We start from the raw sequence: 18349 nt of genomic DNA, 5'->3' as shown, positions 1-18349 counted from the left end.
CAGCCGCCTGCCACGCCGCTGACAGCGGCCGGCGACACCGTAGGGGCATGACCTACGCGATCGAAGCCGAAGGGCTCGTCAAACGATACGGCGACAAGGTGGCCCTGGCCGGGATCGACCTGCGCGCCAGGACAGGGACGGTGCTCGGCGTTCTCGGGCCGAACGGCGCGGGCAAGACCACGGCCGTGCGCATCCTCGCCACCCTCCAGAGCCCCGACGAGGGCAGCGCCAGCGTCGGCGGGTTCGACGTGCGCAGGCAGGCGGCGAAGGTGCGCGAGCTGATCGGCCTGACCGGCCAGTACGCCTCCGTCGACGAGCAGCTGACCGGCACCCAGAACCTGGTGATGATGGGCCGCCTGCTCGGCCTGCCCCGCGACAGGGCCAGGGCCAGGGCCGCGGAGCTGCTGGACAGGTTCGGGCTGACCGAGGCGGGCGGCAGGAAGGCGGGCGGCTACTCGGGAGGCATGCGCCGCCGCCTCGACCTGGCGGCCAGCCTGGTCAGCAGCCCGCGCGTGCTCTTCCTCGACGAGCCGACCACCGGGCTGGACCCACACGCCCGCAACGAGCTGTGGCAGGTGGTCAGGGACCTGGTCGCCGACGGGGTGACCGTGCTGCTGACCACGCAGTACCTGGAGGAGGCCGACCAGCTCGCCGACGACATCCTGCTGATCGACGGCGGCCGCGTGGCCGCCTCCGGCACACCCGACGAGCTCAAGGCGACGGCGGGCGGGCACCGCCTCGAGGTCAGGCCACTGCACGAACGCGACACCGAGAAGATCGTCACGATCATGGGCGGGCTGACCGTTCCCGTCCACGACCTGGCCGAGGCCCCCGCCCTGCTCAGGAAGCTCGACGACGCGGGCATCGTGCTCGCCGAGCACGCGCTGCGCCTGCCCTCCCTCGACGACGTCTTCCTCAGCCTGACAGGAGCATCGAAATGATCTCGCAGAGCCTCACCCTCGCCTGGCGCAGCCTCATCCCGATGAAGAACAGCCCAGGCCAGCTCATCGGGCTCCTGATGCAGCCGGTCTTCATGATCGTCGTGTTCGTCTACCTGTTCGGCGGCTCCGGCGGCGACAGGGCCGGCGCGGTGCTCTACATGCTGCCCGGCGTGCTCACCCAGGTCGCGCTGATCGCCACGATCAGCACCGGCATGAACCTGGCCACCGACATCGACAACGGAGTGTTCGACCGGTTCAGGACCATGCCGATCGCCAGAGCCGCGCCCCTGGCCGGGCGGATCCTGGCCGACCTGACCACGCTCATGCTCACCATCGCGATGTCCCTGCTGATCGGCTACGTCGTGGGCTTCAGAGTCCAGACCGGCCCGCTGGAGGCGCTGGCGGCCGTCGGCCTGATCGTGCTGTTCGCCTTCGCGCTGAGCTGGGGATCGGCCTACCTGGGGCTGGTGATCAAGTCCGTGACCACGATGCAGAGCATGGCGACCGCGGTCCTGCTCCCGCTCACCTTCGGCAGCAGCGCCTTCATCCCCGCCACCGACATGCCCGGCTGGCTGCAGTGGTGGATGGGCGTCAACCCCGTCTCGCACCTGGCCTCCGCGCTGCGCGGGCTGATGGTCGGCGGCCTGCGCGCCGGTGACGTGTGGATCAGCCTCGGCTGGACCGCCGTCATCGCCGCGGTGTTCGTGCCGCTCGCCCTTCGCGCCTACAGCAGGCGGGTCAGCTGATCGCGCGACATGCGGGCGCCGCGCTCGTACGCCTCCTCGAAGACGGCGTCGCCGAGCGCGGCGCGGGTGTCCGCGACGGTCCTGGCCGCGTCCGCGTCGCCGCCGCTCAAGCCGGCGTAGACCGTGCTCGCCCCGCCGAGCAGGACGGCCGCCCGCTCGGCGTCGCCCGAGGCAAGCGCGACCGCGGCGAACCCGGCCAGCGCCGAGGCCAGGATCGGCAGATCGGGCGCCGCCCCGAAGGCCTCCACCGCCAGCAGCAACTGCCGCCTCGCGCCCCCCAGGTCGCCCGTCTCCAGCAGCGCCCTGCCGTAGGACGTCAGCGCCCAGCTCAGCTGCTGCGGCAGCACGTCCTCCATCGCCGGCAGGGTGACGATCACCTCCTCGTAGATCGCCAGCGCGTCCGCAGGATCGCCGGCCAGCCGCGCCAGATCGGCCTCACCAAGCCGCAGCCGGAGCGCCACGTGCTCCGACGTATCGTCGGACATCGCCGCCCTGGCCCTGGCCAGGTCGGTGGTGGCGCCCTCGATGTCACCGCCCTGGGCGCGCAGCAGCGCCACCGTGGTGAGCGTGGAGATCGCCTCGTCGACGCTCACCCAGCCGATGGTGAGCGTTCCCGCCTCGGCGACCAGGTCCGCCGCGGGCCTGTCATGGGCGACCCGAACCCCGGCCAGCGTGAGCAGCGCCTCGCTCAGGCCCCACCGGTCGCCGAGCCGCCTGAACCCGGCGACCGCCCGCTCCAGGTCCTCCTCCGCCGTCGGATCGGCCGACCGCCAGCCGCCCCTGACCATCAGCGCGGCGCTCGCCAGCCACGGGTCCTCCGCCGCCACGTACTCGGCGAGCAGCTCGGCCAGGCGGTCGTCCTGCCGGGTCATCGCGGCCATCACGGCCCTGCCCAGCAGCAGCATCGGATGGACGGGACCCTCGGCGCGGGCCTGGGCGACCACCCGCTCCAGCTGCGCCACGACCTCGAGCAGCGAGTCCGGTTCGCTGAGCAGCCGCCCGATGTGGCCGGTCCCGATGCCGAACATGCAGGAGGCGTAGGCGGCCGCGAGCCCCTCGGGCGGATCGCCGCCCGCCAGCTCGATCACCTGCGCGGACCACGCCTCGCCCTCGGCCCGGTACCCGCACAGCCACCAGTACCAGGTCAGCGCCCCGCACATGCGCACGGCGAGCTCGACCTCGCCGCTGTCGATCGTCCAGCGCAGCGCAGCCGCGTGGTTGTCGCGCTCGGCCGCCAGCCGTTCGATCCATTCCAGCTGCTCGTGGGCGCGCAGGTGCGGCACCGCCGCCTCCGCGAGCTCCATGTAGTGGACGGCGTGCGCCCTGCGCGGCTGCTCACCGCACTCCATGGCGTAGGTCCTGATCGTCTCCAGCATCGTGTAGCGGCCCTGGGCGTCCATCCTGACCAGTGACTTGTCCACCAGCGCGCCGAGCACCTCCATGCCCGCGCCGCAGACCGCCTCGACCGCCTCGGGCGTCGCGCCTCCCGCGAAGACGGCGAAGCTCTCGGCCAGCGCCCGCTCCCGCGCGGTCAGCAGGTCCCAGCTCCACTCGACCACCGCGCGAAGCGTCTGCTGGCGCGGCAGCGCCGTACGGCTGCCGCCGGTCAGCAGCCTGAACCTGTCGTCGAGCCGGTCGGCCAGCTGGGCGGGCGTCATGGTGCGCAGCCTGGCCGCGGCCAGCTCGATCGCCAGCGGCATCCCGTCCAGCCTGCGGCAGATCGCGATGATCGCGGCGACGTTCCGCTCGTCGAGCGTGACGCCGTCGGCCCTGTCGAGCAGCAGCCTGACCGCGGGACAGGTGCCCGCCACGGAAGGGCCCGCGCCCACCGGCGGCAGCTCCAGCGGCGGGATGGGCGCAAGCCGCTCGCCCTGCACGCCGAGCGGCTCCCTGCTGGTGGCCAGCACGCGCAGCCCCGGGCAGTCGGTGAGCAGGCGTTCGGCGAGGACGGCCGCCGCCTCCACGAGGTGCTCGCAGTTGTCGAGCACGAGCAGCGCCTTGCGGTCGGCGAGCGCGGCCAGCAGCCGGTCCGTCGGAGTGACCTCCTCCTCCTGCACGCCGAGCGCAGGACGTTCGGCGCCGCGCAGAGCCAGAGCGTCGAGCACGGCGCCTGGCACGTCGGCCGGGTCGGTGACGGGGGCCAGCTCGACCAGCCACGCCTCGTCGGCCAGCAGCGCGGCCTCCGTCGCCAGCCTGGTCTTGCCAGCGCCGCCCGGGCCGACGATGGAGACCATCCTGGCGGCTGACAGCAGGGCGGTCAGCTCCTCCAGTTCCTCCTCACGGCCGATGAAGCTCGTGAGCGGGCGCTTCACGCTCGAACCGCGGCGCCGTACGGCAGGCGCGACGGCCGGCGGCGCCACAGGAAGGTCCCCCGAGACCACGGCCAGATGCGCGGCGCGCAGGTCGGGGCCCGGATCGACGCCCAGCTCGTCGGCCAGCCGCGCCCTGGTGCGCGCGAAGAGCGCGAGCGCGTCGGCCTGCCGTCCGGCGGCGGCCATGGCGCGCACGGCGATCGCGCACAACCGCTCGCGCAGCGGGTGCGCGGCGACCTCCGCCGCCAGGTCCACGGCGAGCCCCGCGGCCAGCCTCGCCTCCGCCCTGGCCTCGACGGCGGCGAGCCTCTCCTCCTCCAGCGCGGCCGCCACGTTGGCCAGGTGCGGCACCGCCGCCAGGTCGGCGAGGGCGGGCCCGCGCCACAGGTCCAGCGCCGCGTCCAGCTCGCCCACGCGGGCCAGGTCGCGGAAGGAGCGCGCGTCCACCTGCGCGCTCAGCCTGTAGCCGCCCGGCCTGCTCTCCACCACGTCGTACGGCCTGAGCGCCGCGCGCAGCCGCTTGACCAGCGTCTGCAGGGCGTTGACGGCATTGGCGGGGGGCTCGTCGGCCCACAGCGCGCCGATCAGCCGTTCGGCGGTGACCAGCCGCCCCTCCTCCAGCGCGAGCAGCGCCAGCAGGGCCCTGACCCTGGCGCCGCCGACCTCGATCGGCCCTTCGGGTCCCTCCACCGACAGCGGACCGAGAATCGCAACACGCATACCCACATCTTGCCGTCCGGCAAGGCCCGCGCAGCCACCCCAGCCGCGCGGGCCCTTGATACCGGCCATTTCATGGTAACTCAGTGGGTTTTATAGGTAAATAGCCCTAGTCGGCCCGCACCCTGTCACGGACCCACACGCCCGCGGGCTTCAGCCTGGAGGTGCCGGCGAACGGCCCGTTCGGGCAGGTGCCCGCCGTGAAGACCGCACCCGAACGCTCGTCGTCGGAGTAGTTCCAGTTCACCCAGCTGATCTTCTTCTGCGCCATCAGGTCGATGTACTGCTGAGACCTGGTGAAGTTGTTCGACCCGTCACCGGAAGCGGTCTGCGTGCCGAACTCCGTCACGAACATCGGGATCCTGTCGGCGGCCCTCGACAGCGCGTTCAGGTACTCCGAGCCGTGGGAGGCCGCGTAGAAGTGGAAGGTGTACATGATGTTGGTCGCGTTGACCGGGTTGTTGACGACCTCGCTCTCGTTCGCGCCGTCGGAGACGCCGAGCGACGACCACGCACGCGTCCCCACCAGGATCGGCGTCCGGGGGTCGTGCTGCCTGATCACCGGAATGAGCTGGTGGGCGTAGTTCCTGATCGTCGACCACGACACGCCGTTCGGCTCGTTGGCGATCTCGTACAGCAGGTTGTTCTTGCCGTTGTGCCGCTGGGCGATCTCGGTGAAGAACGTCTTGGCCCTGCTCAGGTTCACCGTCGGGTCACCGGGGGTGAGCATGTGCCAGTCGACGATCGCGTACATCCCGCGCGCCGTGGCCATCTCGATCAGGTTGTGCACCCGGTCGGTGAACAGCCGCGGGTTCGTCTCGTACCCGCCTTCCTGGATGTACATCGAGATCCGCAGGACGTCGGCCTTCCAGTCGGTGGCCAGCGCGTCCAGCGAGGCGGCGTTGAGGCACTGCGAGTACCACTGCAGGCCGTGCGAGCTCATGCCGCGCAGCTGGATCTGCTCGCCACGCTCGTTGCACAGCCGTACCCCGCACACCGCGAGCCGGCCGTTGGCCTCCACGGGAGTGCCCGAGCCGCCCGCCTGGGTGGTGGCGGTGACGGCGGCGCTCCTGTCGGACTCGTTGTCCGACGGGTCACGCGCGGTCACGGTGTAGGTGTGGGTCGATGAGGGCGCCAGCCCGGTGATCGTGGCCGACGTGCCGCCCACGGTCGCCTTCAGCGCCGAGCCCTCGTAGACCCGGTAGTCCTTGATCGTCCCGCTGTTGTCGGTGGAGGCGTTCCATGCCAGCGTGATCGAGCTGGAGGTGGTGGCCGTCGAGTGCGGGCCGCCGGGGACGGACGGCTTCTCCGTGTCGGGAGGACCGGCGGCGGAGACCGTCAGCCGGTCCAGATTGGGCCCGCCGTTCGCGGTCGTCGCGGTGGCGCGGACGGTGTTGGCGCCCGCGTTCAGCGCCGCGTTGACCGTGGTCTCCGCCCACGTGGTCCACGCGCCCGTGCCGGGGAAGTCCCCGTTCACGCCGGCCCCGTTGACCGCGATGGCCATGGGGCGGTTGACGGTGGTGCCGTTGGCGTAACGGAAGGTCAGCGCCGCGTTCCCCGCCGCCGCGGCGTTCACGGTGAACTCGACGTAGGAGCCCTCGACGTTGGTGTAGTCCACGAAACCGCTACCGGTGTACCCGGCGTGCTTGGTGTCGACGACGCCCTGCGAGATGATCGCGCTCTCCGCCTGGTACTCGTTCGACGGGGCGGTCACGTCGATCTCTGCGTAGTCGAGGTTGGGCCCGCCGTTGGCGGTGGTGGCGGTCGCGCGGATGGTGTTGGCGCCCGCGTTCACCGGCGCCGTGACGGTCGTCGAGGCCCACGTGGTCCAGGCCCCCGTGCCGGGGAAGTCCCTGTTCACGCCGGCCCCGTTGACCGCGATGGCCATGGGGCGGTTGACGGTGGTGCCGTTGGCGTAGCGGAGCACGATCGAGGCGGTGCCCGCCGCCGGCGCGTTCACGGTGAACTCGACGTAGGAGCCCTGGACGTTGTCGTAGTTGACGAAGCCGGTGCCGCTGAAACCGGCGTGGTTGGACTCGACCACCCCCTGGGAGACGGTGGCGCTCTCCGCCTCGTGGCGAGTGGGCGCCTGGGCGAGGGCGGGGACCGCCAACGCGGTGGTGAGGATCGCGGTCAGGGCGAGGAAGCGGATGGGTCGGAGCATCGCGTCTCCGGTTTATTAGGAAACTTAACTAACGATCAATCGGAGAATAGGTCCGACCACTTCTCCGCACAAGGCCCAATTGACTGGCGCGATCAGAAACCCTTACGGCCTTTACAAAGTAATTCTCACTCTCGCCCAAAGTGCTTTGACGTAAGATAGTTAGACGTCTTACTATCTGGCGCATGAGAACCAGGATTCGCAACGCCCGAGTCTTCGACGGGCTGACGACCACCGCGCAGGCCGACGTCCTCATCGACGGGGGCCGCATCGCCGCACCCGACGACCTGCCCGCCGACGTCGAGATCGACGGCTCGGGCAAGACGCTGCTGCCCGGCCTGATCGACGCCCACACCCACGTCTTCGACGGCGACCTCGCCCAGGCGCTGCGGTTCGGCGTCACGACCGAGCTCGACATGTTCTGCCTGCCGGGCAACCTCGCCCGCCAGCGCCGCGCCGCCGCCGACCACGACGACGTGGCCGACCTGCGCAGCTCCGGCGTCCTCGCCACCGCGCCGGGCGGCCACCCCAGCCAGATCATGGACGCGCCCGGCGTGCGCGACCTCGGCGACGCGGCGGGACCGTTCGACACCGTCGCCGACGCGAGCCAGGCCAAGGGCTTCGTCGAGGCCAGGCTGGCCGAGGGCGCCGACTATCTGAAGATCGTCATCGACAACGGCCACGTGGGCGGCCTCGACCTGCCCGTCCTGTCCCCCGAGACCGTGACCGCCCTCGTCGAGGCCGGTCACGCGGCCGGACTGCAGGCCATCGCGCACGCCGTCACCACGCGGGACGCCCTCGTCGCCCTCGACGCGGGCGTCGACGGCCTGGCGCACGTCGTCACCGACCCGCTGACCGACGACCTCGCCGCCAGGATCGCCGCGCAGGGCGTGTTCGTGGTCAGCACGCTGACCTACTTCGAGGCCGTGCTGAACGATCCCAGCGGCGCCGAGCTGGTGCGCGACGAGCGGATCGGCTCGAAGCTGTCCGACCAGGCCAAGGCCGCGCTCGACCGCGACGGGAGCGTCATCCCCGTGCACCCCGACGGGGTCCGCAACGCCGTACAGGCGGTCGGGACGCTGCACAGAGCGGGAGTGGCGCTGCTGGCGGGGACCGACGCCAACCCGTGGGCGCCGTTGCACGGGGCGAGCATGCACCGCGAGGTGCTGCTGCTGACGGAGGCGGGCCTCAGCGCCGAGGAGGCGCTCGCCGCCGCCACCAGCCTCCCCGCCCGCCGCTTCGGGCTGGCCGACCGGGGCAGGATCGCGCCGGGCCTCCGCGCGGACCTGCTGCTGGTGGACGGCGACCCGACCACCGACATCACCGCCACCCGCGCCATCAGCGAGGTCTGGCGGCGCGGGGTACGGCAGGCGCGCTAGGCGCCCGGGTCACGCGCGCAGGTCGGTCAGGCGCGCAGCATTCCGCGCAGGATGGAGTTGAGCGTGTCGGCCTCCTGCTCGCCGAGCTTGGCGGCCAGCCTGGCCAGGCCGGCCGCGTGCTCGGTGAGCGTGGCGTCGATGACCTCGCGGCCCTGCTCGGTGAGCGAGACCCGGAAGCTGCGCCGGTCGGCGGGATCGAGGCTGCGTTCGACCAGCCCCGCCGCCTCCAGCCTGTCGACGCGGTTGGTCATGCCCGCGCGGGACATCATCAGCACCTCGGACAGCTCCGACGGGATCAGCGTGTACGGCGGGCCCGACCGGCGCAGCGCCGCCAGCACGTCGAACTCGCCCGGGCGCAGGCCGTGGCGCCGGAAGACCCGCTCCACCTCCGTCTCCACCAGCCGCGACACCTGGGCGAGGCGGGCGAAGACCCCCATCGCCGACAGGTCGAGATCCGGACGCTCGCGCCGCCACTGGGTGAGGATGACGTCGATCGCGTCCTGCTCGCTGCTCATGGTCCGACCTTATGGGACGCCCCATCGCCACTCGCCAGGTCGGCCGACGGTCGCGCCACTCTCGTGGGGCTTCCGGAGGGCGGTCAGTGGACGGGGCGGGACGGGGTGTCTGGACGAGGTTCCGGTTTCATGGTGAATTCAGGAGATGACGGTTCAGGGCACCTGCGACTCCCGGTTCGAGCAGGTCGCGGAGGAGTTCGAGCGCAATCTCACCGACCGCGGGGACGTGGGCGCGTCGGTGTGCGTGATCGTCGACGGCCGGACGGTCGTCGATCTGTGGGGTGGCGAGGCGGCCCCCGGTGTTCCGTGGCTCCACGACACCGTCGGTCACGTGTGGTCGTGCACCAAGGGCGCCACCGCGCTGTGCGCCCACGTGCTCGCCTCCAGAGGGGAGCTCGACCTCGACGCCCCCGTCACCGCCTACTGGCCCGAGTACGGCACGCGCGGCAAGTCGGGCACGCTGGTGCGTCACCTGCTGGCCCATCAGGCGGGGCTGCCCGCGCTCAGGGACCCGCTGCCGAGCGGGGCCCTCTACGACTGGAAGCTGATGGCCGAACGGCTGGCGGGCGAGGAGCCGTTCTGGGAGCCGGGCACCAGACACGGCTACCACGCGCTGACCTTCGGCTTCCTCGTCGGAGAGGTCGTGCGCAGGGTGAGCGGCCGCTCCCTCGGGACCTTCTTCCGGGAGGAGATCGCCGAGCCTCTCGGGCTGGACTTCTGGCTCGGACTGCCCGAGGAGCAGGAGGGCAGGGTCGCGCCGACGATCCCCGCCGAACCTCCGGCCGAGCTGCCCGGCTTCTACGCCAAGGCGTTCTCGGACCCCACCTCGATCCCCGCGCTGCTGCTGGGTAACGACGGCGGGTACATGATGACCCCCGGAGAGTCGGACAGCAGGGCCGCGCACGCGGCCGAGATCGGCGCGGTCGGGGGCGTCACCAACGCGCGCGGGCTGGCCGGGATGTACCGGCCGCTGTCGCTCGGCGGCGGCGACCTGGTCAGCCAGGACCAGCTCGCCGTCATGTCGCCCGCCAGGTCGGCGAGCTCGGTGGACGCGGTCCTGCTGGTGCCGACGAGGTTCTCGCTCGGCTTCATGAAGGCCGCCGACAACGGGTATCTGCCGCCCGCCGACAGCGAGGGCGCGCTGCTGACCGAGACCGCGTTCGGGCACGCGGGCATGGGCGGCTCGGTGGGCTTCTGCGACCCTCCCGCTCGCCTGGCCTTCGCCTACACCATGAACCGCCAGGGCCCAGGGCTCGGCATCAACCCGCGCGGCCAGGCGCTCGTGGACGCCGCCTACAGGTCGACGGGGCACCGGCAGGCGCCGGGCGGCCTGTGGTACCGGCCGCTCTGACCATCTCCGGACAAACGACGCGCTACTGTGAAACGACTCGTTTGAGCAGGAGCGACCATGTTCTTCGGCGTGACCGACATCTGGACGTACGTGGCAGGAGCCTTCTTCATCATCCTGCTGCCCGGACCCAACTCCCTCTACGTCCTCGCCCTCGCCGCCCAGCGCGGCGTGCGTGAGGGGTACAAGGCGGCGGCGGGCGTCTTCGTCGGCGACACCGTCCTCATGGTGCTGGCGGCGGCGGGCGCCGCGTCGCTGCTGCGCTCCAACCCGGTGCTGTTCACGATCGTGAAGTACGCCGGGGCGGGCTACCTGGCGTGGATCGGCTTCCAGATGATCAGGGGCGCGTGGAAGGCGTGGCGCTCCCCCGACCCGGCCCATGCTCCGGCGAACGCGCTGGTGGACGAGCGCGGCGCGCATCCTTTCAGGAAGGCGCTGACGATCAGCCTGCTGAACCCGAAGGCGATCCTGTTCTTCGTCTCCTTCTTCATCCAGTTCGTGGATCCCTCCTACGGGGCCCCCGTGGTCTCCTTCGTGATCCTGGGGTCGATCATCCAGGTGTTCAGCGCGCTGTACCTGTCGGCGCTGATCTTCGGGGGGACCTTCCTCGCCGGGCAGTTCCGCGCCAGGAGGAAGCTGTCGGCGACGCTCACCTCAGGAGTCGGCGCGCTCTTCCTCGGCTTCGGCGCCAAGCTCGCCACGGCCAGCCTGGGTTGACGGGCGGTCCGCCCCGCGGGGGCCGCTGTCACCCAACGGGCCTATCTGGACGTATGTGACGAATCATGACATTCGACCACGCCATGATCAACAAGTGCCGAATGTGCACAATCTGACAGTGGCATCCGCGAACGTCAGGTACGGTAAGCCACCGGTGCGTCCCTGCGCTCCGGGAGAACCGTCCCGTAATCCCGACGGCAGCGTCCGCTGATGCCTGGTACCGCCATCTCTGGGTAGGCGCTGTCCGTGGGCCGAACTACGGAGCAGACTTGAACCATCCCCCTGTCGTGCTGCCACGCCTGACCGCCATGGCGAAGCAGGCCGTCCCACGCCTGCTCGAAGGCGTCGTCGCCCCGCTGGCCGTCTTCTACACCGGCCTCATGCTCCTCGGCGAGACGGGCGCCCTCATAGCGGCGGTGGCGTGGGTGTACTTCGGCGTGGGATGGCGGCTCGTCAGGAGGGTCAGGGTGCCCGCGACGATGTTCCTCGCCGCGGTCGCGATCACCGCACGCGCGCTGGTCGCGCTGTGGACCGGCAACAACGCCGTCTTCTTCCTGACGCCCGAGTTCGGGACCATCTGCATCAGCATGATCTTCCTCGCCTCGGTCAGGTTGAACAGGCCGATGGTCCAGAAGCTCACCCTCGACTACATCCACCTTCCCCAGGCGGTGCTCAAGCACGAGCGGATGCGCAGGTTCTTCGCCAGGATCACCCTGCTGTGGGCGTTCGTGCTCCTGGCCAACTCCACGGTGAGCATCTGGCTGTTCCTCAACGAGTCCATCGGCGCCTACATGCTGCTGCGCACCTCAGCGGTGGCCGCCATCAGCGGGCTCGCGATCACCTTCTCGCTGTGGGCCTTCAAGCGCGTCCTTCACCGCCTCCACCACGCTCCCGCCTGACCTCTCGATCAGCAGGAACGCTCCGCCGAGTCCCAGCACCAGGCCGGTCAGCATCGAGAACAGCTCCACCAGGTTGGGCGCGACCATCGGCGTCTTCGAGGCCAGCGGGCCCGCGGTCACGACGATGATCATCCTGTAGAGGCCCCACGCGAACAGGTAGCCGCTGCCCATCCACGCCAAGGCCACCGCCCACGGCGCGTGCCCGCGCAGCAGGCGCAGGTAGGCCACGGCGCCCCCGATGACGAGCACCGCCGCGACGGCCTGCGTGATGACGCCGGGCAGGTTCCGGGCGGCCACCACCGCCGGGTCCAGTCCCGCCGTGCCGCCGAAGGCCCAGTACAGGTTCGCGCCGCCCACGATCGCGGTCACCAGCAGGCTGCCGCGCCCCACCGCGTGCTGGAACGGCACGGCCGTCCGCCCGGCGCCCCGGGAGAAGACCCACGGCCACCTGTCGCGGGCGTAGAGGACGAAGGCGACGGTCAGCCCGATCCCCTGCAGCGAGAATCCACCGTAGACGGCCAGGTAGACCCAGCCCTCCAGCATGCCGCCGCCGAAGAAGACCCCTGGGCCCTGGATCAGCAGCGTCAGCGACAGCGCGATGAGGATCTGCGACAGCAGCGCGATGCCGACCCAGATGGGGACCAGCACCAGCCACGCGGGCAGGCGCATCCCCCATCGCGTGGTGAAGGCCAGCGCGAGGCAGAGGCCCACGAGGTCCATGCCGAAGGTCATGGCGTTCAGCCCGACCATCGTGCCCGAGTTCATCAGCGAGGGGTCCAGCACGCCGACCATGTGGCCGGTCAGCCAGAGGATCTTGATGGTGAGGTAGGGCAGGGTGACGGCCATCGCCACGACCGCGGCGGTGATCCTGCCGATGCCTGCCTGGGGAACGTCCATGCCGACGAATCTGCCCGTCACGGACGGGGCCCGCCTCACGCGTCGTGGGGATCCGGCTCCCCCGCGTGGGGGATAACGACCAGTTCGAAGCCGTCGCCCACCGGGCCGGCCGTCATCGTGCCGCCGGCCAGCCGAACCCGCTCGCGCAGGCCGGTCAACCCCATGCCGCCCGGGAGCGCGGTGGACCCGCCGCGGGCGGCGCCGTTGCGCACCGAGATCCGTTCAGGCGCGATCGCGACCCGCACCCACGCTCCTGGGGCGTGTTTGGCGGCGTTGGTCAGCCCCTCCTGGACCACCCTGTGCGCCAGCGCGGGCACGGGTGCGGGCGCCATCTCCACGCTGACCTCCATCCCCGATTCCCTGGCCCGCTCGACCAGGGCGGTGACGTCCTCGTCCACTGGGGAGAGCGGCGCGGGCTCGATGTCGTCGCGGAGCAGCCCGACGATCTGCCGCAGCCGTTCCGTGGCCTCCGACGCCGCCACCCGCAGCTCGCCGGCGGCCTTGGCCTGGGCGGGCGTGAGGCCCTGCGCGATCTCGAGCCCGGCGGCCCGCACCGCGATCAGGGCCAGGTCGTGCCCGAGCGAGTCGTGCATGTCGTGCGCGATGCGGGTGCGCTCGCGCAGCCTGGCCTGCGCGGCCACCGACTGCTGCGCCCGCTCGCGCTGCTGGAGCAGCCGCCGCCTGAGCGCTCCCAGCAGGTACGGCACGACGTAGAAGCCGAGCAGCGCCGAGACCATCGTGAACCAGTCCCGCAGGTGCGCCCCCTTGGCCAGCACGACCCCCACGCCGACCATGGTGGCCAGGCCCAGGACGGCCACCGCGGGCCAGATCCGCGCGAGCCTGCGCCCGGTCAGGTAGGCGTACCAGATCACGGCGGGCGTGGTGGGCGTCAGCGGGAAGATCTTCACCGCGAGCAGCGACAGCGGCCACGCCTGATCGCCCGTGGCCTGGCCCCCGCTGAAGTCCCAGCCCACCGTGGCGAGCCCCTCACGGAAGTCCCACGGCCCCACCGGCAGCAGGATCACAACCGCGGCGAGCGGCCACGGCCTGCCCACCGCGATCGCCAGCCCGAGCAGCAGGACCCGCCCGCCCGTCACGAAGAGGAAACGCGAGGGGTCGGCGAACGGGTCGGGGCCCGACGCGGCGGCCAGGACGGACATGACGAGCCACAGAAGCACGTCGTAGAGCAGGTGGCGGGGTCGGCGGCGCATGCGGGAGACGCTATCGGGCCATCCCTGATCACCGCCCCTGCCGAAAGTCAGGGGTACCGCTCGCCGTAACGAAAACGGTGGTGCCTGCACCACCCGCGACCTCAACCCTCGCACCAGTGTGTGCGAGCTCCTTCCCAGGTTGGATCGACGGACATGACGAAAGTAGGGGGTCGTGCGTACCGATCGTCCGATGTGGGCGGACCTGCGTGATCCCTAGGTTCGAGGAGGTAGATCCCTGAGATTTCCAGGGGACGGCCGGGGTTCGTCCGGGGGCTCATCCCCGATGTCGCCGGGCTGATCCGCCGCCACTCTGAGAGAACTCCTCCACAGACCGGAGCGCACATGTCCCACGCAATTCTCGACCTGCTCGGCCAGGTGATGACCTCACCGTGGTTGTACGTCGCGCTGTTCGCGCTGGCGATGCTCGACGGGTTCTTCCCCATCGTGCCCGCCGAGACGGCGGTCATCACCGCGGGTGTGTTCGCCGCCTCCACGGGCGACCCGAACCTGTGGCTGGTGATGGCCGTCGCCGCGCTCGGCGCCTTCGCCGGTGACCACATCTCCTACTTCATCGGCAGCAAGGCGGGCAGGCGGCTGAAGGGCAAGAAGGCCTACGCATGGGCGCAGCAGGCACTCGCCGAGCGTGGCGGCCTGTTGCTCGTCGTGGCCCGCTACATCCCAGGCGGCAGGACCGCGGCCACCCTGACCATGGGCGGCGTCCGCTATCCGCGCAGGTCGTTCGCGTTCTTCGACGCCATCGCGGCCGGGTCGTGGGCGGTCTACTCGGCCCTGATCGGCTTCTTCGGCGGCATGGCCTTCGAGAACGACCCGCTCAAGGGCCTGCTGCTCGGCCTCGGCATCGCTGTGTCGATCACCGCGATCGTCGAGCTCGTCCGCTGGCTGCGCAAGAGGCGTTCACAGGGTTCTCACAGAGCGCTCGTCGTGGCCGCACAGGGCGCCGAAGGAGACTCCTGACTGTTCGCCCCCATGTCCCTGAGCGGAGATCTCTCGGACATCTCCACATGACTTCATCCAGGTGAAAGGAGTGCGCATGACTGTGCTGGCCGCGGCCGTGGCCCTGTTCGGCTCGTTGTTCTTCGCACTCGGCGCCGCTCTCCAGCAGTTCGAGGCGGCGGGCGCGGGCTCGGCCAAGCCGAGCCTGCTGGCCCTGCTCAAGAAGCCCCGCTGGCTGCTCGGCGGGGTGTCGATCACCGCGGGCGGGGGACTGCACATCCTGGCCCTCGGCCTCGGCCCGCTGACCGTCGTCCAGCCGATGGGCGTGGCCAGCCTGCTGTTCGCCCTGCCGATCGCGGCCGGGCTGCACGGGCGCCGGCCCTCCCGCAAGGAGCTGGCCGCGGCGGCCACGGTCGCCATCGGCCTGATCGGGCTGGTACTGCTGGTCCCCCCGCACGAGGGTCCCACGCACCTCAGCCCCAACGGGGCCGTCACGCTGCTCGCGGTCGCGGGCGTCGCGGCGGTCCTGCTGTGGGCGGGTGCGCGGGTCGCTTCCCCCGCGGGGCGGGCCGCGCTCCTGGCCACCAGCGCGGGCGTGCTGTACGGCGCGACCGCGACCCTCATGCGCGTCCTGGTCGACGGGTCGTGGAACTGGTGGTACCTGCTGGCCCTTCCCGTCCCCGCCCTGCTCGCCCTCATGCTCCTGCAGCGGGCCTACGCCGTCGGCCACTTCGGCGTGTCCTTCGCCTCCCTGCAGATCGCCGACCCCCTGACCGCTGTCGCCTTCGGCGCCCTCCTGCTCGGCGAGCCCCTCCCCCAGGGCGTCGTCCCGATCGCGGCCGCCGCGCTCACGGCGGCGGGCACGATCGCGCTCGCACGCACCACCCCCCTCGAATCGCGTACCTAACTCGTAGGAGTCCCCCACCATGGCCATGCCGCTCATCTCCGCGGAGTCCGCCCGCCCGGCGCTCGAGCCGGTGCCCACCAGGCCCCGCCGCGTCCTGATCTCGACCGACACCTACCCACCCGACGTGAACGGCGCCGCCTACTTCACCCACCGGCTGGCCACGGGCCTGGCCGAACGCGGCAACGACGTCCACGTGATCTGCCAGTCGGACGAGGGCCCCGCCAAGGCCTCGGTGGAGGACGGCGTGGTCGTCCACCGGCTGCGCTCGGCGCCGCTGCTGGTGCACCCGACGATGCGGGTGACGGTCCCGACCAGGCTCGACCGCCTGGTGAGGGCCATCCAGCCCGACGTGCTGCACACGCAGGGGCACTTCGTGGTCGGCAGGGCGGCGATGGCCGCCGCGCGCAGGAACGGCGTGCCGGTCGTGGCGACCAACCACTTCATGCCCGACAACCTCTTCCAGTTCGCGCACATCCCGGCCAAGCTGCGGGAGAAGGCGGGCAGGCTGGCCTGGCGCGACTTCAGCAGGATCTTCTCCCGCGCCGACCACGTCACGACCCCCACTCCGCTGGCCGCGGGGCTGCTGGCCGGCCAGGGCTTCGCGCGCGAGGTGGAGCCGGTCTCCTGCGGCATCGACCTGACCAGGTTCCATCCGCGCGCCGAGCCGAAGTCCTGGGCGCGCAAGGCGTTCGGCCTGCCGGACCGCGAGACGATCCTGTTCGTCGGCCGGCTCGACGAGGAGAAGCGCATCGACGAGCTGGTCAGGGCGCTGCCCCATGTCCTGAACCGGACCGACGCGCAGGTGGCGCTGGTCGGCAAGGGCAACCAGCGGGCGGACCTGGAGCAACTGGCCAGGAAGATCGGCGTCGGCGACCGGGTGTTCTTCCTCGGGTTCGTGCCCGACGAGGCGATGCCGCAGGCGTTCGCCGCCGCCGACGTGTTCGCCATGCCGGGCGTCGCCGAGCTGCAGAGCATCGCGACGCTGGAGGCCATGGCCAGCGGGCTGCCGGTCGTCGCGGCGAACGCCATGGCGCTCCCGCACCTGGTGGAGGACAACGGCTACCTGTTCGAACCCGGCGACGTGATCGAGCTCGCGCGGCACCTGACCGCGCTGCTGACCGACACGGGTCTGCGGGCCAGGGCGGGCAAGGCCAGCCGCGAGCTGGCGCTGACCCACGACCACCAGGTCTCGCTGGCGCGCTTCGAGGAGATCTACGGCGAGGTCGCCCGATGATCCTGGTGGCTCCTCTGGTCGCGTCGCTGGTATGCCTGGCGGCGCTGGCCTACGCGCACCTGGTGCTGCCCCCGCAGCCGCTGGTCAGCGACTACGCGCTGGTTCCCGGCGGGACGCCCCTGGTCGTGGTCGGCATGCTGGCGCTGGCCTCCGGCTGCGTGTTCCTCGCCTACGGCCTGGCCGTACGCGACCCCGCCCGCACCGCCGCGACCAGGATGCTGCTGATCGCCGCGGCAGGGGGCCTGATGCTGAGCGCGGTCTTCCCCACGGACCCCGGCATGGCCAAGTCCCTGTCGGGTGAGGTGCACCGGTGGGCCTCGGCGGCGGTGTTCACCTCGCTGCCCGTGGCGGGATGGACGCTGGCCCGCGGCCGCGCCGCCCTCCCCCGCTGGAACCTGGTCAGGTCGCTGGCCATGACCTCCGTCGTCGTCCTGGCCTTCTACCTGGCCGCCCATCCCGCGGCGCTCACCTCTCCGCTGATCGGCGGCGAGGCCTACTACGGGCTGCTCGAGCGGGCCGTGATCGTGGCCGAGGTCGTCCTGGTGGTCACCATGGGCATGGCCGCCTCCCTCGACTTCCGTCTCCCCGTCGATCTGCCCGTGGCCCCGCGGGAGACCCGCATCGCCACGACCGCGCCCGCCGACCGGGCGAAGGCCGCGTGAAGGTTCGGCGGGAGCCGAACCTTCACGGGCCTACCGTAGAGGCATGTCAGCTCAAGGTCTCGCCTCGTTCGCGGCCCTCATGGCCGACCCGACCAGGGCGGCGTTCTGTCTGGCCCTGCTCGACGGGCGGGCGTGGACGGCGGGCGAACTCGCGAAGGCGGCCAAGGTCGCCCCGTCCACCGCCAGCGAGCACCTCAGCAAGATGGTCGAGGGCGGCCTGCTCACCGAGGAACGGCAGGGCAGGCACCGCTACGTGCGGCTTGCCGACGCGGCCACCGCGCAACTCGTCGAGGACCTCGCCGCACATGTCAACCCCACCGCTTTCGCCGCCTCCCCGACGACGCTCAGGGCGGCCAGTGCGTCGGCCGCCATGGCCAGGGCGCGCACCTGCTACGACCACCTCGCGGGACGTCTCGGCGTCGCCGTCACCGACGCCCTGCTGTCCCACGGTGTGCTGGAACCGGGGTTCTCGCTGAGCCCGTCGGGCGCCGACTGGTTCGCCCGGCTCGGGATCGCGCTGGAGGCCAGCCGTACGCGGCCGATGGCCAGGCCGTGCCTCGACTGGACCGAGCGCCGCCCCCACCTCGCCGGTACGGCGGGCGCCGCGCTGTGCCGCCACGCCTTCGAGGCCGGATGGGTCACCAGGATCGGCGGCCAGCGGGCGCTCATGGTGACCGACGACGGCCTGGCCTGCCTGTCCACGCTGCTGGAGATCCCCGCCGGCACCCTTCGGCCGCTGCCGAACTGAC

16 protein-coding genes are annotated in these 18349 nt (G+C 71.5%); 11 read left to right on the top strand and 5 right to left on the bottom strand.

What is annotated here, in order from left to right; translation table 11 throughout:
* Window positions 1–47: 47 nt before the first annotated feature.
* Together AC3EO4_RS38130 and AC3EO4_RS38125 are read left to right on the top strand one after the other, a co-directional pair.
* A complete protein-coding gene (locus AC3EO4_RS38130) occupies window positions 48–941 on the top strand; it encodes an ATP-binding cassette domain-containing protein (RefSeq protein ID WP_379575427.1) in 894 nt (297 codons plus the stop codon).
* On the top strand, window positions 938–1687 hold the full coding sequence (locus tag AC3EO4_RS38125; RefSeq protein ID WP_379575426.1) for an ABC transporter permease: 750 nt from the start codon (window positions 938–940) through the stop codon (window positions 1685–1687). Before AC3EO4_RS38130 ends, AC3EO4_RS38125 begins: the two co-directional genes overlap by 4 nt.
* Here AC3EO4_RS38125 and AC3EO4_RS38120 read toward each other — a convergent pair.
* Complete coding sequence (locus AC3EO4_RS38120) at window positions 1666–4719, bottom strand: AfsR/SARP family transcriptional regulator (RefSeq protein WP_431900279.1); 3054 nt, start codon at window positions 4717–4719, stop codon at window positions 1666–1668. The genes AC3EO4_RS38125 and AC3EO4_RS38120 overlap by 22 nt on opposite strands.
* A 106-nt stretch (window positions 4720–4825) precedes the next feature.
* On the bottom strand, window positions 4826–6880 hold the full coding sequence (locus AC3EO4_RS38115; RefSeq protein ID WP_431900278.1) for a cellulase family glycosylhydrolase: 2055 nt from the start codon (window positions 6878–6880) through the stop codon (window positions 4826–4828).
* Between the two features lie 182 nt (window positions 6881–7062).
* On the opposite strand from AC3EO4_RS38115, the gene AC3EO4_RS38110 reads away from it, so the two are divergent.
* Entirely contained in the window at window positions 7063–8256 is a 1194-nt protein-coding gene (locus AC3EO4_RS38110) for an amidohydrolase family protein (RefSeq protein WP_431900277.1), read from the top strand.
* 26 nt (window positions 8257–8282) lie between these two features.
* Here AC3EO4_RS38110 and AC3EO4_RS38105 read toward each other — a convergent pair whose 3' ends face one another.
* Entirely contained in the window at window positions 8283–8771 is a 489-nt protein-coding gene (locus AC3EO4_RS38105; RefSeq protein WP_379575422.1) for a MarR family winged helix-turn-helix transcriptional regulator, read from the bottom strand.
* Window positions 8772–8916: 145 nt separating this feature from the next.
* Between AC3EO4_RS38105 and AC3EO4_RS38100 the strand changes: the two genes are divergently transcribed.
* The 3 genes from AC3EO4_RS38100 (at window position 8917) to AC3EO4_RS38090 (ending at window position 11735) form a co-directional block, all read left to right on the top strand.
* The gene (locus AC3EO4_RS38100; protein ID WP_379575421.1) at window positions 8917–10122 is read left to right on the top strand and encodes a serine hydrolase domain-containing protein; all 1206 of its coding nucleotides are present in this window, start codon (window positions 8917–8919) and stop codon (window positions 10120–10122) included.
* Between the two features lie 57 nt (window positions 10123–10179).
* Window positions 10180–10836: a leucine efflux protein LeuE gene (leuE, locus tag AC3EO4_RS38095; RefSeq protein WP_431900274.1), complete on the top strand. Its 657-nt coding sequence runs from the start codon at window positions 10180–10182 to the stop codon at window positions 10834–10836.
* A gap of 269 nt (window positions 10837–11105) precedes the next feature.
* Window positions 11106–11735 carry a VC0807 family protein gene (locus AC3EO4_RS38090; RefSeq protein ID WP_379575419.1) on the top strand — a complete coding sequence of 210 codons (630 nt, stop codon included), beginning with the start codon at window positions 11106–11108 and terminating at the stop codon, window positions 11733–11735.
* Here AC3EO4_RS38090 and AC3EO4_RS38085 read toward each other — a convergent pair.
* A complete protein-coding gene (locus AC3EO4_RS38085; RefSeq protein ID WP_431900273.1) occupies window positions 11643–12632 on the bottom strand; it encodes a hypothetical protein in 990 nt (329 codons plus the stop codon). The two genes, AC3EO4_RS38090 and AC3EO4_RS38085, sit on opposite strands and share 93 nt — an antisense overlap.
* A gap of 35 nt (window positions 12633–12667) precedes the next feature.
* Window positions 12668–13843, bottom strand: a complete 1176-nt coding sequence (locus tag AC3EO4_RS38080; RefSeq protein WP_431900271.1) for a sensor histidine kinase — start codon at window positions 13841–13843, stop codon at window positions 12668–12670.
* Window positions 13844–14185: 342 nt separating this feature from the next.
* On the opposite strand from AC3EO4_RS38080, the gene AC3EO4_RS38075 reads away from it, so the two are divergent.
* The 5 genes from AC3EO4_RS38075 to AC3EO4_RS38055 all read left to right on the top strand — a co-directional run bounded on the left by AC3EO4_RS38075 (window position 14186) and on the right by AC3EO4_RS38055 (window position 18348).
* Window positions 14186–14818 (top strand): DedA family protein, encoded by a 633-nt coding sequence (locus AC3EO4_RS38075; RefSeq protein ID WP_379575416.1) that lies wholly within the window; start codon window positions 14186–14188, stop codon window positions 14816–14818.
* A 76-nt stretch (window positions 14819–14894) separates the two neighbouring features.
* Window positions 14895–15704, top strand: a complete 810-nt coding sequence (locus AC3EO4_RS38070; RefSeq protein WP_379575415.1) for a DMT family transporter — start codon at window positions 14895–14897, stop codon at window positions 15702–15704.
* Between the two features lie 19 nt (window positions 15705–15723).
* Window positions 15724–16938 (top strand): glycosyltransferase, encoded by a 1215-nt coding sequence (locus AC3EO4_RS38065; RefSeq protein WP_379575414.1) that lies wholly within the window; start codon window positions 15724–15726, stop codon window positions 16936–16938.
* Window positions 16935–17600, top strand: coding sequence for a DUF998 domain-containing protein (locus AC3EO4_RS38060; RefSeq protein WP_379575413.1), 666 nt, complete (start codon window positions 16935–16937; stop codon window positions 17598–17600). The genes AC3EO4_RS38065 and AC3EO4_RS38060 overlap by 4 nt, the downstream gene beginning before the upstream one ends.
* Window positions 17601–17643: 43 nt before the next feature.
* A complete protein-coding gene (locus AC3EO4_RS38055; RefSeq protein ID WP_379575412.1) occupies window positions 17644–18348 on the top strand; it encodes an ArsR/SmtB family transcription factor in 705 nt (234 codons plus the stop codon).
* Window position 18349 lies beyond the last annotated feature (1 nt).

The sequence above is a fragment of the Nonomuraea sp. bgisy101 genome, from assembly GCF_057708945.1.
This window is presented reverse-complemented; position numbering and strand designations above follow the sequence as displayed.

Coding starts and splice junctions, on each gene's coding strand:
- AC3EO4_RS38130 (WP_379575427.1), top strand. CDS start 48: ATGACCTACGCGATCGAAGCCGAAGGGCTCGTCAAACGATACGGCGAC.
- AC3EO4_RS38125 (WP_379575426.1), top strand. CDS start 938: ATGATCTCGCAGAGCCTCACCCTCGCCTGGCGCAGCCTCATCCCGATG.
- AC3EO4_RS38120 (WP_431900279.1), bottom strand. CDS start 4,719: ATGCGTGTTGCGATTCTCGGTCCGCTGTCGGTGGAGGGACCCGAAGGG.
- AC3EO4_RS38115 (WP_431900278.1), bottom strand. CDS start 6,880: ATGCTCCGACCCATCCGCTTCCTCGCCCTGACCGCGATCCTCACCACC.
- AC3EO4_RS38110 (WP_431900277.1), top strand. CDS start 7,063: ATGAGAACCAGGATTCGCAACGCCCGAGTCTTCGACGGGCTGACGACC.
- AC3EO4_RS38105 (WP_379575422.1), bottom strand. CDS start 8,771: ATGAGCAGCGAGCAGGACGCGATCGACGTCATCCTCACCCAGTGGCGG.
- AC3EO4_RS38100 (WP_379575421.1), top strand. CDS start 8,917: ATGACGGTTCAGGGCACCTGCGACTCCCGGTTCGAGCAGGTCGCGGAG.
- leuE (WP_431900274.1), top strand. CDS start 10,180: ATGTTCTTCGGCGTGACCGACATCTGGACGTACGTGGCAGGAGCCTTC.
- AC3EO4_RS38085 (WP_431900273.1), bottom strand. CDS start 12,632: ATGGACGTTCCCCAGGCAGGCATCGGCAGGATCACCGCCGCGGTCGTG.
- AC3EO4_RS38080 (WP_431900271.1), bottom strand. CDS start 13,843: ATGCGCCGCCGACCCCGCCACCTGCTCTACGACGTGCTTCTGTGGCTC.
- AC3EO4_RS38075 (WP_379575416.1), top strand. CDS start 14,186: ATGTCCCACGCAATTCTCGACCTGCTCGGCCAGGTGATGACCTCACCG.
- AC3EO4_RS38070 (WP_379575415.1), top strand. CDS start 14,895: ATGACTGTGCTGGCCGCGGCCGTGGCCCTGTTCGGCTCGTTGTTCTTC.
- AC3EO4_RS38065 (WP_379575414.1), top strand. CDS start 15,724: ATGGCCATGCCGCTCATCTCCGCGGAGTCCGCCCGCCCGGCGCTCGAG.
- AC3EO4_RS38060 (WP_379575413.1), top strand. CDS start 16,935: ATGATCCTGGTGGCTCCTCTGGTCGCGTCGCTGGTATGCCTGGCGGCG.
- AC3EO4_RS38055 (WP_379575412.1), top strand. CDS start 17,644: ATGTCAGCTCAAGGTCTCGCCTCGTTCGCGGCCCTCATGGCCGACCCG.